Below are 14426 nucleotides of genomic sequence, written 5' to 3'. Positions count from 1 at the left end.
TATTTATGTCCACGACGACCACCACGCAACCCCCGTCGCCTGACACGCTCTGGCAGGACGCCTTATCCGAAACCGGCGACAACCGCGCGCAACGCGGCAAGCCCGACTGGACCGACATCGTCTTCTTTTTGCTGCTGGCAGCGGGCGCGGGATTCGCGTTGACCCGCTACGGGCACGCGATGGACTACTACGAGAAGATCATCCTGTGCGGCACGGTGCCGGCAGTCGCCTGGCTGGGCTGGCTGTGGCGGCCGCTGCGCCGATTGATGATCGCCTGTGCGATCTCGTCGGGTCTGGCGCTGATGCTCTATGGCACCGATCTCGCCCGCGCCGAGCAGGTGTTCTTCCTGAAGTTTCTGTTTTCTTCGCAGTCAGCCATTCTTTGGATGAGTGCGCTGTTTGCGCTGTCGATGGTGTGCTACTGGATCGGCCTTTTCAGTCCGACGGCCGCCTGGCTGGGCACGGCGCTGAACTGGGGTGCGGTGTTTGCCGGCGTCACGGGTCTGCTCGTGCGCTGGCGCGAGGGCCATCTGATGGGTCCGGACCTGGGTCATATCCCGGTCAGCAACCTGTATGAAGTCTTCGTGCTGTTTTGCCTCATCACGGCGCTGTTCTATCTGTACTACGAACGCAAGTACGCCACGCGCGCGCTGGGCGGCTTCGTGATGCTGGTGGTCACCTCGGCCGTCGTGTTCCTGCTCTGGTATTCGTTCACGCGCGACGCGGGACAGATCCAGCCGCTGGTGCCCGCGCTCAAGAGCTGGTGGATGAAACTGCACGTGCCTGCCAATTTCATCGGCTACGGCACGTTCTCGCTGGCGGCGATGGTGGGCTTTGCGTACCTGGTCAAGCAGCACGGCCAGACCACCTCGTGGGCCAAGCTTGCGCCGCTGTTCATCCTGGGCGTGTTGCTGTGCGCCGAGCCGATGGTGTTCCGCACCGATGGCCTGTCGGCCACCTGGATGCTGTACTTCGGCGTGGGCGCGGTGATCGTGGGCGCCATTCTTCTGGGCCGCCGCCGCATCGCGGAGGCGCTACCCTCGTTGGAAGTGCTGGACGACATCATGTATCGCGCCATCGCGATCGGGTTCGCCTTCTTCACGGTGGCCACCATTTTGGGGGCGCTGTGGGCGGCCGACGCGTGGGGCGCTTACTGGCAGTGGGACCCGAAGGAAACCTGGGCGCTGATCGTCTGGCTGAATTACGCGGCCTGGCTGCACATGCGGCTTATCAAGGGCCTGCGTGGCGCGATGGCTGCCTACTGGGCGCTGATAGGCCTGTTGATCACGGGGTTTGCGTTCCTGGGCGTGAACATGTTCCTGTCGGGCCTGCATTCGTACGGACAGCTTTAACGCCGCAAGTTTCCCGGCAGACGAACGAAGGCCCCTGCATGCAGGGGCCTTTGCCTTTTGCGCGACGTCCGTTCAGGGTAGCAGCGATTCGCCGCGAAGCTGGTCCGCCAGGGTTTCGCGCTGGCGCACGACATGGTATTTGTCGCCGTCGACCATGACCTCGGCCGGGCGCCCGCGCGAGTTGTAGTTGCTGGCCATGGTCATGCCGTAGGCGCCGGCCGATTCCACCGCCAGCACGTCGCCCTGGCGGATGGTCAGCAGGCGCTGCTTGGCGAGCCAGTCGGCGCTTTCGCACACGGGGCCGACGAGGTCGTATTCAGCAGGATCGCCGGCGCGCGGGTGCAGCGGCTGCACGCCATGGAACGCGTCATAGAGCGCCGGGCGCAGCAGGTCGTTCATGGCTGCGTCGACGATGGCGAAATTGCGGGCTTCGGCGTGCTTGATGTACTGGACGGTGGTGAGCAGCACGCCGGCATTGCCAACGAGCGAGCGGCCCGGTTCCAGCACCAGTTGCAGATGACCTTGGCCCCGCGCGTTCAACCGTTCAAAAACGCGGTCGAGCAGGGCGCGGGGGGAAGGCGGCGTCTCGTCCAGGTAGCGGATGCCCAGTCCACCGCCCAGGTCCAGGTGTTCGATAGGGATGCCCGCCTGTTGCAGGCTTTCGATCAGGTCCAGCAGCTTTTCGAGGGCATCGAAGTAGGGACTGATGTCGGTAAGCTGCGAGCCGATGTGGCAGTCCACGCCGACGATCCGAAGACCGGGCAGCGACTGCGTGGTGCGGTAGGCCTCGAGCGCGTCGTCGATGGCGATGCCGAATTTGTTTTCCTTCAGGCCGGTCGAGATGTACGGGTGCGTGCGGGCGTCGACGTCGGGGTTCACGCGCAGCGACACGGGGGCGCGCAGGCCCATGTGCGCCGCGACGTCGGACAGGCGGTGCAGTTCGTCGACCGATTCGACGTTGAAGCACTTTACGCCAGCGCGCAGCGCATCGCGCATCTCCCAGGCCTGCTTGCCCACGCCTGAGAACACGATGCGGGAAGCATCGGCGCCCGCGGTAAGCGCGCGATGCAGTTCGCCGCCGGACACGATGTCAAAGCCGGCGCCCAACCGCGCAAACTCGCCGAGCACTGCCAGATTGGAGTTGGCCTTCATGCCATAGCAGACGAGCACCGGACGCGGTCCGATGGCGCTGCAATAGGATTGCCACGCGGCTTTCAGCGCCGCGCGGGAGTAGACGTAAAGGGGTGTTCCCAACCGTTCGGCCAGATGGTCAAGCGGCACATCTTCGGCGTACAACACATTATTGCGGTACTGGAAGTAGGGATGGCCGGCCAATTCTGGCGGAGTGGGGAACGGGGGCGTCATGGCAGGGTCGGTGCGGGAGGGATCTGCACCGCCGGCGTGGTCTGCTGCGTACTGGCCGGCGCCTTGCTGCCTGCAGGGGGCGGGGGCATGGAGAGCGGCCCCTTGTACCCGCAGGCCGCCACGATGCCGGTCGCCATGAGCGTGGCTACAATGCGAAGAGCCATGCGGCTATATGCCAATTGGAACACTGGGAACTCCGTAATTCTTGCAGGCTCGATTATGACCGAAACCGAATTTCTTGCGTTGATCGACCAGGTGCTGGACAGCATCGAAAGCCAGGCCGATGACTGGGCGGCTTCGCTCGACGTCGACGTCGAAACCAGCCGCAGCGGCAATGTGCTGACCATGGTTTTCGAGGACAACACCCACGTCGTGGTGAACAGCCAGGCCGCCATGCAGGAGCTGTGGGTCGCTGCGCGCAGCGGCGGCTTCCACTACCGCTTTGATGGCCAGCATTGGAACGATACCCGGGGCGGGCCGCAGCTGCCGGACGCCCTGTCTCAGATCTGCTCCGCTGCCGCCGGCGTCCCCGTGACGATCCGGCTGTAAAAAAAAGGCCGGCCCAATGGGCCGGCCTTTTTGCATCAGAACGGAATCTTCTGCGACCAGGGCGTGGTGGTTTGCGTCCCCACGCCAGGCGCGACCTTGATCCGGGTGTCCTCGCTGGAGCTGCTGCTCAGACCATTCAGGAATTCACCCAGGGTATCGGCCTCGGGCAGTCCGAGGCGCGCCACAGCCTGTCCCGGCGGAAACTCCGAGAAGTAGAACTCGCCGTTCTCGACGAGCAGGCCGTCCGGACGCGGACGCTGCTTTTCTTCCGGTACGCCCTTCAGCACGCTCTGCATGTAGTCCACCCAGATCGGCATGGCGACGCCACCGCCGGTTTCGCGCGAACCCAGCGACTTGGGCTGGTCAAAGCCCAGCCAGGCGGTTGCCGCCAGCGTCGGCGTGTAGCCCGAGAACCAGGCGTCCACGGATTCGTTGGTCGTGCCCGTCTTGCCGGCGATGTCGCCGCGCTTGAGGAGCGCCCGGGCGCGCGCCGCGGTGCCGTACGTGGTGACGCCGCGCAGGATGTCGTCCATGACCCAGGCGGTGCGCGGGTCGATGGCGCGGGCTGCCGCGTCGCCGGCGACGACCGGCTTGGATTGCATGATGACCTTGCCGTTGCTGTCGGTGACGCGGTCGATGAGATAAGGCGTGACGCGGTAGCCGCCGTTGGCGAACACCGAGAAGGCGCCGGCCAGTTGCAGCGGCGTGACCGAACCGGCGCCCAGCGCCAGCGGCAGCACGGCGGGCTGGCGCGCCTTGTCAAAGCCGAAGCGGGTCAGGTAGTCCTGCGCGTACTGCGGGCCGATGGCCTGCAGGATGCGGATCGACACCATGTTCTTGGACTTGTACAGGCCTTGGCGTAGCGTCAGCATGGGCTCGTACTGGTTGCCGTAGTTCTTGGGATTCCAGGCCTTCGAGCCGGTTTGCGCGGCGGTCAGTTCAAACGGCTGGTCCGAGATCTGCGTGCCCGGCGTCAGGCCGCGTTCCAGCGAGGCGGCGTAGATGAAGGGCTTGATGTTCGAGCCCGGCTGGCGCCACGCCTGCGTCACGCGGTTGAAGTTGCCGCGGTAGAAATCGAAGCCGCCGACCATGGCACGGATGGCGCCGTCCTGCGGCGACAGCGCCACGAAGGCTGCCTGCACCGACGGCAAGTTGATGATTTCCCAGTTGTCGCCGAACTTGCGGATGTAGACCACGGAGCCGCGCTTGATGCGCTGTTCCGGCTTGGCCTTGTCGTTCAGTGCGCGGGCCACAACACCCAGCACCTTCTTGTCCGTGACGGTGATGACTTCGCGCGAGCTGCGCGCCAGCTTCACTTCGGTGGGGCTGGCCGACAGCACTACGGCGGTCAGCAGGTCGCCGCTATCCGGGAACTTGTCGAACACGCCATCCAGGAACTCGTCCAGCGCGGCGGGATTGTTCTCGGTGCCGGCGGGCAGATCCAGCTGTTCTTCCGGGCCGGGGTAGGGCGCGCGGCGCGTGTATTCCAGCACGCCCTCGCGCACGGCGCGGTAGGCGGCTTCCTGGTCCTTGGACTGCACGGTCGTATAGATGTTGATGCCGCGCGAATAGACGTTGTCCTGGTACACGTTGTAGAGGAGCTGGCGCGCCAGCTCGGCCACGTATTCGCCATGGATGGAATAGCCGCCGGCCGGGGTGCCTTCAGCGGATTTCATGACGATGGGCTGCGCCATCGCCTGCTTGTATTCGGGTTCGGTCAGGTAGCCCAGCGAGTGCATGCGGCCCAGCACGTAGCGCTGGCGGAGTTCGGCGCGGGGGCGGTTGGCGATGGGGTTGAAGCGCGAGGGGGCCTTGGGGATGCCGGCCAGCATGGCGGCTTCGGCGGGCGTGATTTCGGACAGCGGCTTGCCGAAATACGTGCGGGACGCGGCCGCAAATCCGTAAGCGCGATGGCCCAGGTAGATCTGGTTCATGTAGAGCTCGAGGATCTGGTCCTTGGTGAGCTCGGATTCAATCTTGAAGGTCAGCAGCAGTTCGTAGAACTTGCGTGAATAGGTCTTTTCGGACGACAGGTAGAAGTTGCGCGCGACCTGCATCGTGATCGTGCTGGCGCCCTGCGTCTTGGACATGTTGATCAGGTTGGTCAGGCCGGCCCGCACCACGCCCATCCAGTCGATCCCGCCGTGCTGGTAGAAGCGGTCGTCCTCGGCCGCCAGGACCGCCGATTTCATGACGTCCGGGATTTCGTTGAAGCGCAGCACGTTGCGGCGTTCTTCGCCGAACTCGCCGATCAGAACGCGGTCTGCGGTGTACACGCGCAGCGGCACCCGCGGACGGTAGTCCGTCATGGCGTTCAGGTCGGGCAGGTTGGGCCACGCGAGCGCCAGCGCCATGCCCGCGAGCAGGACGCCGCACAGGAACAGGCCGGCGAAAAGGATGCCGGTTTTAACGAAGAACCGCAGTATCGGGGAGCCGCTGCTGGCGGGCTTGTCTTTTTTGGAGGAATTCTGGGGCTTGCTCATCGCGGCGATTTTACGGGTATCTCCGGTCCCGCCTCATCGTGGCGGATCGGTTTCTGTAACAAAATAGGTCAGTGTGGTGCGCGGGCAACTGCGGCAAATGTGATAATGCCGCCATGAACTTTGCCGCTAACTCATGTCCGGAGGCAGCCCCGGACCCGGCGCGCGCCGACGCCGCGCCTGAAAGCCAGCCCTGCGCCGTCGAGTGCACGGGCAAGACCGCGTCGTTGCCGCACGACCTGCCGGTATTTTTGGTCGGAATGATGGGCGCGGGCAAGACAACCATAGGCCGTAGCCTGGCGCGCGCGCTGGGGCGCGACTTTATGGATCTGGATCATGAGCTCGAGGCGCGTTGCGGCGTGCGGGTGCCGGTAATCTTCGAAATCGAGGGCGAAGCCGGTTTTCGTCGCCGAGAGTCCGCCGCCTTGGAAGAGTGTACCCAACGGCGCAACATAATTCTTGCAACGGGGGGCGGCGCCATCCTGGACGCCGGGAACCGGCAGCTTCTGCACGAGCGCGGCATCGTCGTCTATCTGCGCGCCAGTGTGGACGAATTGTTCCGCCGGACCTGCCGCGACCGAAACCGGCCCCTCCTGGCCACCGCCGACCCGCGCGGCACCCTTCGCGACCTGATGACCCGGCGCGAGCCCCTATACAAGGAAGTCGCCGACCTGGTGGTGGAAACGGGGTCAATGCCCATCCACACCCTGGTCAAGGCGCTGCTGCCGCAATTACAAGCATTCGAGAAGCGCATATGAACGTTGTTGACGTTGAAACCCCGGGGGGAAGCTATCCGATCCACATCGGACCGGGCCGCCTGGATTCCCTGGATCAATGCATTCCCGCGGACGCCACCGCGGTTGCCGTCGTCACGAATCCGACCGTGGCGGCCCTGTATGCCGAACGCGCCGAAGCCGCGCTGGCGCGCACGGGCAAGCGGGTGCTGCGCATCGAGCTGCCCGATGGCGAGGCCTACAAGGACTGGCAGTCGCTCAACCTGATCTTCGACGCGCTGCTGGGCAATCGCCTGGACCGGCGCTGCGTCCTGGTGGCGCTGGGCGGCGGCGTCATCGGCGACATGACGGGGTTTGCCGCGGCCGTGTACATGCGCGGCGTGCGTTTCCTGCAGGTGCCCACCACGCTGCTGGCGCAGGTCGACTCCTCGGTGGGCGGCAAGACGGCCGTGAACCATCCGCTGGGCAAGAACATGATCGGCGCCTTCTACCAGCCGATCGCAGTCGAGATCGATACCGACGTGCTGGGCACCCTGCCGGCGCGCGAGGTCTCGGCGGGCCTGGCCGAGGTCATCAAGTACGGCCTCATACTGGATCCGGAATTCTGGCGCTGGTGCGAGGACAATGCGCAAAAACTGCGCGCCCTGGACCCCGAGGCCGTCACGTATGCCATCCGCCGCTCGTGCGAGCTGAAGGCGCAGGTGGTGGGCAAGGACGAGCGGGAATCCGGGCTGCGCGCCATCCTGAACCTGGGCCATACGTTCGGCCACGCCATCGAATCCGGCCTGGGCTACGGTGCCTGGCTGCACGGCGAGGCCGTGGGCTGCGGCATGGTGCAGGCGGCCGAGCTGTCGGCCGATGTGGCCGGCTTTGCTCGCGCTGACGTCGAACGCGTGCGCGCGCTGGTCCAGGGCATCGGCTGCCCGACTGTCGCGCCGGACCTGGGCGCCGACCGCTGGCTGGACCTGATGCAGGTGGACAAGAAGACCGAAGGCGGCTCGATCCGCTACGTGCTCATGACACGCATCGGTGAAGCCCTGATGCGGCCGGCCCCCGACGACGCCGTGCGCGCCGTGCTGGCACGAACCACCCAGTAAACGTAGTGAAGGACGGTGTTGCAGATGAATGAACTGGCTTCCTATGCTTCTCACCCGTCCCGATCGCGCGGCCGGGCGCATGCCGAGCCGCCACCCGAGAACCGCACGGAATTCCAGCGCGACCGGGATCGCATCGTCCATTCCAGCGCCTTCCGGCGGCTGGAATACAAGACGCAGGTCTTCGTCAATCACGAGGGTGATCTATTCCGCACACGCCTCACGCACAGCCTGGAAGTGGCGCAGATCGCGCGCACGCTGGCGCGCAGCATGGGGCTGTCCGAAGACCTGACCGAAGCCATTTCTCTGGCCCACGACCTGGGGCACACGCCGTTCGGCCATGCCGGCCAGGACGAGCTGAACGCCTGCATGCGCGAACTGGCGCCGGAGGCGGGCGGCTTTGAACACAACCTGCAAAGCCTGCGGGTGGTGGATGAGCTTGAAGAGCGCTATGCCGACTTCAATGGCTTGAACCTGTGCTTCGAGACGCGCGAGGGCATTCTCAAGCATTGCTCCGTGGCCCATGCACGGGTGCTGGGAGATGTCGGCGAACGGTTTCTGAACCGCACGCAGCCGTCGCTGGAGGCGCAGCTTGCCAACCTGGCCGACGAGATCGCCTATAACAACCACGACGTGGACGACGGCCTGCGGTCCGGGCTCATCACGCTGGATCAGTTGAAGGAAGTGTCGATCTTCGAGCGCCACCATGCGTACGTGGTGGACCGCTATCCCGGTCTGGCGCCGCGGCGCGCAGTCGCTGAAACGATACGCCGCATGATCAACACGCTGATCGTCGACCTGACCCACACGTCGCTGGCGCGCATCCGCGACGCGGCGCCGGCCAGCGCGGACGACGTGCGCCGCTCGCCGCCGCTGGCGGGGTTTTCCGACGAGATCCGCCGCGAAGCCGACACGCTGAAGAAATTCCTGTTCGACAATCTGTACCGCCACTATCGCGTGCTGCGCATGACGCGGAAGGCGCGGCGTATCGTACGCGAGCTCTTTGCGGTGTTCCTGGATGATCCGCGTCTGCTGCCGCCCGATTACCGGCGCGCGCAGTTCAACGAACAGGCGCGTGCCATTTCGGACTACATCGCCGGTATGACCGACCGCTACGCCATCCGCGAACACAAGCGGCTGTTCGACATGGCGTAGGGTTCAGCTGTCAGCGGTGCTTGCGGTAGGGCTCGTCGGCCTCGACGAAGGTCGCTTCGGCCAGCGCGTCCCGCGTCCATTCCTGCATAGCCGGCAGCGCCAGTACCGCGTCCATGTACTCGCGCACCGGACCTTCCGCGGCGATGTTGTAGGTCTTGAAACGCGAGACCACCGGCGCAAAGAAGGCGTCGGCAATGGAAAACCCGCCAAAAAGAAACGGGCCGCCCTGGCCGAATTGCACACGCGTTTCCTGCCAGATGGTCTGCACGCGGGCGACATCGGCGCGTGCCGCTTCGGGGAAGTCGATGCCCGGCAAGTCGGCTTCGGCATTCATCGGCATGGCTTGGCGCAGCGCGCCGAAACCGCTGTGCATTTGCGCAGCCAGCGAGCGGGCTCGCGCGCGGGCCTTTGCGTCTTTCGGCCACAAGGCGGCCTCCGGATGACGCTCGGCGGCGTACTCGCAGATGGCCAGCGAATCCCACACGGCGAAATCGCCGTCCAGCAGCACGGGCACCAGGCCGGCGGGCGACACCGCCGCGACACGCTTGGAAAATTCCTCGGTGAACAGGCCGACCTTCTGCTCCGTGAACGCGATGCCCGCGGCGCGCAGCGCGATCCACGGACGCATGGACCAGGACGAGTAGTTCTTGTTGCCGATGATCAGGGTGTACATGCTGGCTTTCCCATTGGATGGAGTGGGGGGGTTCAGTCGCCCGGCTTGCGGCGCAAAAGCTTGCCCAGATACTGGCCGGTGTGGCTTGCCTCCGTTGCCGCCACGATTTCCGGCGTGCCCTGCGCCACGACCCGGCCACCGCCGTCGCCGCCTTCAGGACCCATGTCGATAAGCCAGTCGGCCGTCTTGATGACGTCCAGGTTGTGCTCGATGATGAGCACCGTATTGCCGGCGTCCACCAACTGATTGAGCACCTGAAGCAGCAGTTCGATGTCGCGGAAATGCAGGCCGGTCGTCGGCTCGTCCAGGATGTACAGCGTGCGCCCGGTGCTGCGGCGCGACAGCTCCTGCGAAAGCTTCACGCGCTGCGCCTCGCCGCCGGACAGCGTGGTCGCGCTTTGCCCCAGGCGGATGTACGACAGACCCACGTCGATCAGCGTATGCAGCTTGCGCGAGATGGCGGGCACCGATTCGAAATATTCGAGCGCCTGCTCCACCGTCAGGTCCAGCACTTCGCTGATGTTGCGGCCGCGGTAGCGGATCTCGAGCGTCTCGCGGTTGTAGCGCTTGCCGTGACAGACGTCGCAGGGCACGTACATGTCGGGCAGAAAGTGCATCTCGACCTTGACCACGCCGTCGCCCTGGCAGGCTTCGCAGCGGCCGCCCTTTACGTTGAAACTGAACCGCCCCGGGTCGTAGCCGCGCGTGCGCGCTTCCGGCACGCCGGCGAAGAGTTCGCGGATCGGCGTGAACAGCCCCGTGTACGTGGCGGGATTGCTGCGCGGGGTGCGCCCGATGGGGCTTTGATCCACGCTGATGATCTTGTCGAAGTTCTCCAGCCCCTGCATCGACACGTAGGGGGCGGGCTCGCTCTGCGCGTGATGCAGCTGGCGCGACACGGCTACCGCCAGCGTGTCGTTGATGAGCGTGGACTTGCCCGAACCGGACACGCCGGTCACGCAGACGAGGCGGCCGGCGGGCACGTGCAGGTCAACGTTCTTGAGGTTGTTGCCGGTGGCGCCGGTGAGCGTCAGCCACGGCAGTTCGTCGTCGACGGGGCGGCGCTTCGGGATGGCGATGGCGCGCGCGCCGCTCAGGTATTGGCCGGTCAGCGAATTGGGATCGCGCTGCACGGTCTCGGGATCGCCTTGAGCGACGACTTCGCCGCCGTGCTCGCCCGCGCCCGGTCCCATGTCCACGACCCAGTCGGCCATGCGGATCATGTCCTCGTCATGTTCGACCACAATGACGCTGTTGCCGAGATCGCGCAGGTGCTGCAGCGTGCCGATCAGGCGGTCGTTGTCGCGCTGGTGCAGGCCAATGGAGGGCTCGTCCAGCACGTACATCACGCCCGTCAGGCCCGAGCCGATCTGGCTGGCCAGCCGGATGCGCTGCGCCTCGCCGCCGGAAATGGTGTCCGCGCTGCGGTCCAGCGACAGGTAGTTCAAGCCGACGTTGTTCAGGAAGCTCAACCGGGCCTCGATCTCGCGCACGATGCGCTGCGCGATCTCCTGCTTGGCGCCCGTCAGGTTCAGATTGCGGAACCAGTCCAGGCAGCTGGACAGCGGCATGGCCTCGACTTCGTAGATGGCCTGGCCGTGGCGTTCGCCGCCGCGCGGGTCATGGCCGATCAGCACATTGCGCGCTTCGGGTCGCAGGCGCGAGCCGGCGCAGTCCGGGCAGGTCTTGATGTTGCGGTACTTGCCCAGTTCTTCGCGCACCGTGGCCGAGTCCGTTTCGCGCCAGCGGCGCTCCAGATTCGGGATGACGCCCTCGAAGGTGTGGCGCTTGACGGTGCTGCGGCCCTTTTCGTTCAAGTACAGGAACGAGATCTCTTCTTCGCCGGACCCGTACAGGACCTTGTCGCGCAACGCTTCGGGCAGGTCCTCGAAGGGCGCCTCGATGTCGAATTCGTAATGCGCGGCCAGGCTGGTCAGCAGCGAGTGCGTGAAGGCATTGCGGCGGTCCCAGCCGCGGATCGCGCCGGCGGCCAGGCTGAGTTCCGGAAAGGCGACGACCCGCTTGGGATCGAAGAAGCCGACCTGTCCGATGCCGTCGCAACTGGGGCAGGCGCCCATCGGGTTGTTGAAGCTGAACAGGCGCGGTTCGAGTTCGGGCAGGCTGTGGCTGCACACCGGGCAGGCGTAGCGGCTGGAGAAGACCTGTTCGCGCTCGCTGTCCATGTCCAGCGCCAAGGCGCGGCCTTCGGCCAGCTGCAGCGCTGTCTCGAAGCTTTCGGCCAGGCGCTGCTTGCTTTCGGGCTTGATGCGCAGGCGGTCGATGACGACGTCGATATCGTGCTTCTCGGTCTTCTTCAGCGGCGCCATGCCGTCGATTTCCACCAATTGGCCGTCAATGCGCAGGCGCACGTAGCCCTGCGCCTGCAGGCTGGCGCATTCGTCCTCGAAGCTGCCTTTCTTGCCGCGCGCAATGGGCGCCAGCACCGCCAGCCGCGTCTCGGGCGTCCAGCCCAGCACCGCGTCCACCATCTGGCTGACGCTCTGGGCCTGCAACGGCAGGCCGTGGTCGGGGCAGTAGGGCGTGCCGACCCGCGCGTAGAGCAGGCGCAGGTAGTCGTGGATCTCGGTGATGGTGCCGACCGTGGAGCGCGGGTTGTGTCCCGCGGCCTTCTGTTCGATCGAGATGGCCGGAGACAGACCCTCGATGAGATCCACATCCGGCTTGTCCATCAGTTGCAGGAACTGGCGGGCGTAGGCCGACAGGCTTTCCACGTAGCGCCGCTGGCCTTCTGCGTACAGCGTGTCAAATGCCAGCGAGGATTTGCCGGACCCGGACAGGCCAGTGACGACCACCAGTTTGTGGCGCGGCAGGTCCAGCGAGACGTTCTTGAGATTGTGGGTGCGAGCACCCCGGATGCGTATGGTCACGTCGGTATGGGTAACGTCCAGTTGCGTCGTCGATGACGCCTTTGATCCCGCGCACCCTTTGGGCGCATTTAAGCGATTTCAAAGGCCAACTTGGTACTATAGCGCGCCGAATCCTCTCGCGTTCAAGGCCGTTCATCCGGTTGGACTGGCCCGAGGCCGGCGCCGCACCGCAAGCATCAGACCGTGAGCGTATGACATGAGAAGCATGCGCGCCGCCCTAGTCATCGTTGAAATTTCCGCATGCCGGCAGATAAAAAACTGAAATTGACCCCCTCCGAGCGCCGCGCCAGCGTGGCCCTGGCCGGCCTGTTCGCCGCGCGGATGCTGGGGCTGTTCCTGTTGCTGCCGGTTTTTGCCGTTGCCGCAAGCGGCATGCCGGGCGGCGACGATCCTGCCCGCGTGGGGCTGGCGCTGGGCATGTACGGCCTGACCCAGGCGTTCATGCAGATTCCCTTCGGTCTGGCGTCCGACCGCTGGGGGCGCCGTCCGGTGGTGATCTTCGGGTTGTTGCTGTTTATCGCCGGCAGCATCGTCTGTGCGCAGGCCACGGACGTGTTCTGGATCACCATAGGCCGCGCCATCCAGGGCGCCGGCGCCATTTCCGCCGCGGTCACCGCCTGGCTGGCCGACGCCACCCGCGACGAGGTGCGCACGCGCGCCATGGCGATGGTGGGCGCATCGATCGGATTGTCATTCGCCGTGTCGCTGGTGCTGTCGCCGGTGCTGGTGGGCTGGTGGGGGCTGTCGGGCCTGTTCTGGACCATCGCCTGCCTGGGCGTCGTCTGCCTGGCCGTGGCGCGGTTCGTGGTGCCCGTGGTGCCTCGCACGCAGGCCCGCACGATGCAGGCGGCCAAGCCGCGCGAGGTCCTGACCCATCGCGACCTGCTGCGGCTGAATTTTGGCGTCTTTGTCCTGCATCTGATCCAGGTGTCGCTGTTTGTCGTGGTGCCGGCGCTGCTGGCCAAGGTCGGCGGACTGGACGCGCGCGATCTGTGGAAGGTCTACCTGCCGGTCATCCTGGTGTCGTTCGTGCTGATGGTGCCGGTGGTCTTCGTGGCCGAAAAGCGCCGGGCGCACCGCGGCGCGCTGCGCGCGTCGGTGGCCGGCCTGGTGCTCGTGTGTGCGCTGCTGCCGGCGGCCAGCCACGGCTTTTACACGCTGGCCATCGCGCTGACCGGATTCTTCGTCGTCTTCAATGTGCTGGAGGCGCTGCAACCGTCGCTGGTCTCGCGCGTGGCGCCGCAGGCCTACAAGGGATTGGCGCTGGGCTTCTACAACACTGCACAGGCCGCGGGCCTGTTCGCCGGGGGCGCGCTGGGCGGCTGGCTGGCGGGGCATTCGGGCGCCAGCGCCGTGTTCATCGGCGCGGCAATCCTGTCGGCCGTGTGGCTGGCGGTCACCTGGGCGCTGCGGCCCCTGGCCTGACCGTTGCGGGCTTTCCCGCAGGCTTTGGAAAGTCGCGGATCTGGCCCCGAACGGCGTCCAACAGCGCCGAAATGGTTTGCCTGCGGTGACCGATTTGTCACCGATCCCGTTTGGCGCGGCGGGCGCTTTCGTCGATAATACGCATCAACACAGGCTTCACCTGGGCATCGCCGGTCATCGCTTCGATGACCGGCGAGTTTCATGAAGCCGGTCTTCAACATCGCTTTTTTATGTTGTTGCCGGCGCGCTCGCGGCAACGCAAGTCGCAGGCTGTCAACAACAGAGGGACATCGGCATGGCATCGGTTAACAAAGTCATACTCGTGGGCAATCTGGGTCGCGACCCGGAAGTCCGCTACAGCCCCGACGGGGCGGCAATCTGCAACATGTCGATCGCCACGACCTCGTCCTGGAAGGACAAGGCCAGCGGCGAAAAGCGCGAAGAAACGGAATGGCACCGCGTCGTCATGTACAACCGCCTGGCTGAAATCGCCGGCGAATATCTGAAGAAGGGCCGCTCGGTCTACATCGAAGGCCGCCTCAAGACGCGCAAGTGGCAAGACAAGGACACCGGCGCCGACCGCTACAGCACCGAAGTCGTCGCTGACCAGATGCAAATGCTGGGCGGCCGCGAAGACGGCGGCGGCGGTGGTGGCGGCAACTACGGTGGCGGCGGCTACGACGACGCGCCGCGCCAGCAGCGCGCCGCCCC

Annotated in this window: 12 protein-coding genes; 7 read left to right on the top strand and 5 right to left on the bottom strand. The window is 65.5% G+C overall.

The annotated features are described in order from the left end of the window. Positions 1-5 precede the first annotated feature (5 nt). Complete coding sequence (gene ccsB, locus B3446_RS24070) at positions 6-1352, top strand: c-type cytochrome biogenesis protein CcsB (protein WP_191577534.1); 1347 nt, start codon at positions 6-8, stop codon at positions 1350-1352. A 72-nt stretch (positions 1353-1424) separates the two neighbouring features. On the opposite strand, the gene lysA is transcribed toward ccsB, so the two are convergent. Beyond that, the gene (lysA, locus tag B3446_RS24065) at positions 1425-2717 is read right to left on the bottom strand and encodes a diaminopimelate decarboxylase (RefSeq protein ID WP_291385968.1); all 1293 of its coding nucleotides are present in this window, start codon (positions 2715-2717) and stop codon (positions 1425-1427) included. After that, positions 2714-2881, bottom strand: coding sequence for an LPS translocon maturation chaperone LptM (gene lptM / locus B3446_RS24060; RefSeq protein ID WP_291385966.1), 168 nt, complete (start codon positions 2879-2881; stop codon positions 2714-2716). The genes lysA and lptM overlap by 4 nt, the downstream gene beginning before the upstream one ends. A gap of 55 nt (positions 2882-2936) precedes the next feature. On the opposite strand from lptM, the gene cyaY reads away from it, so the two are divergent. Further along, the gene (gene cyaY, locus B3446_RS24055; RefSeq protein ID WP_175124771.1) at positions 2937-3266 is read left to right on the top strand and encodes an iron donor protein CyaY; all 330 of its coding nucleotides are present in this window, start codon (positions 2937-2939) and stop codon (positions 3264-3266) included. Between the two features lie 35 nt (positions 3267-3301). On the opposite strand, the gene B3446_RS24050 is transcribed toward cyaY, so the two are convergent. After that, the gene (locus tag B3446_RS24050; protein WP_291385964.1) at positions 3302-5749 is read right to left on the bottom strand and encodes a penicillin-binding protein 1A; all 2448 of its coding nucleotides are present in this window, start codon (positions 5747-5749) and stop codon (positions 3302-3304) included. Between the two features lie 113 nt (positions 5750-5862). Between B3446_RS24050 and B3446_RS24045 the strand changes: the two genes are divergently transcribed. From B3446_RS24045 to B3446_RS24035, 3 genes are read left to right on the top strand one after another with little or no spacing between them, the layout of a single operon-like run. After that, positions 5863-6504: a shikimate kinase gene (locus B3446_RS24045; RefSeq protein ID WP_175124769.1), complete on the top strand. Its 642-nt coding sequence runs from the start codon at positions 5863-5865 to the stop codon at positions 6502-6504. Further along, the gene (gene aroB, locus B3446_RS24040; protein WP_291385961.1) at positions 6501-7577 is read left to right on the top strand and encodes a 3-dehydroquinate synthase; all 1077 of its coding nucleotides are present in this window, start codon (positions 6501-6503) and stop codon (positions 7575-7577) included. Before B3446_RS24045 ends, aroB begins: the two co-directional genes overlap by 4 nt. A gap of 24 nt (positions 7578-7601) precedes the next feature. After that, positions 7602-8729, top strand: a complete 1128-nt coding sequence (locus tag B3446_RS24035; RefSeq protein WP_175124767.1) for a deoxyguanosinetriphosphate triphosphohydrolase — start codon at positions 7602-7604, stop codon at positions 8727-8729. Positions 8730-8739: 10 nt separating this feature from the next. Here the strand turns inward: B3446_RS24035 and B3446_RS24030 are convergent, their stop codons facing one another. After that, the gene (locus B3446_RS24030; protein ID WP_291385959.1) at positions 8740-9402 is read right to left on the bottom strand and encodes a glutathione S-transferase family protein; all 663 of its coding nucleotides are present in this window, start codon (positions 9400-9402) and stop codon (positions 8740-8742) included. A gap of 32 nt (positions 9403-9434) precedes the next feature. Next, complete coding sequence (uvrA, locus tag B3446_RS24025) at positions 9435-12290, bottom strand: excinuclease ABC subunit UvrA (RefSeq protein ID WP_291385957.1); 2856 nt, start codon at positions 12288-12290, stop codon at positions 9435-9437. A gap of 240 nt (positions 12291-12530) precedes the next feature. Between uvrA and B3446_RS24020 the strand changes: the two genes are divergently transcribed. Together B3446_RS24020 and ssb are read left to right on the top strand one after the other, a co-directional pair. Then, entirely contained in the window at positions 12531-13715 is a 1185-nt protein-coding gene (locus tag B3446_RS24020; RefSeq protein ID WP_191577540.1) for an MFS transporter, read from the top strand. Positions 13716-14010: 295 nt separating this feature from the next. Next, positions 14011-14426, top strand: a 416-nt coding sequence (ssb, locus tag B3446_RS24015) for a single-stranded DNA-binding protein (protein WP_291385954.1), incomplete at its 3' end; no start/stop codon positions are given.

Origin of the sequence: Achromobacter sp. UBA5777 (assembly GCF_002418565.1) — a bacterium.
GTDB lineage: Bacteria > Pseudomonadota > Gammaproteobacteria > Burkholderiales > Burkholderiaceae_B > Achromobacter > Achromobacter animicus.
This window is presented reverse-complemented; position numbering and strand designations above follow the sequence as displayed.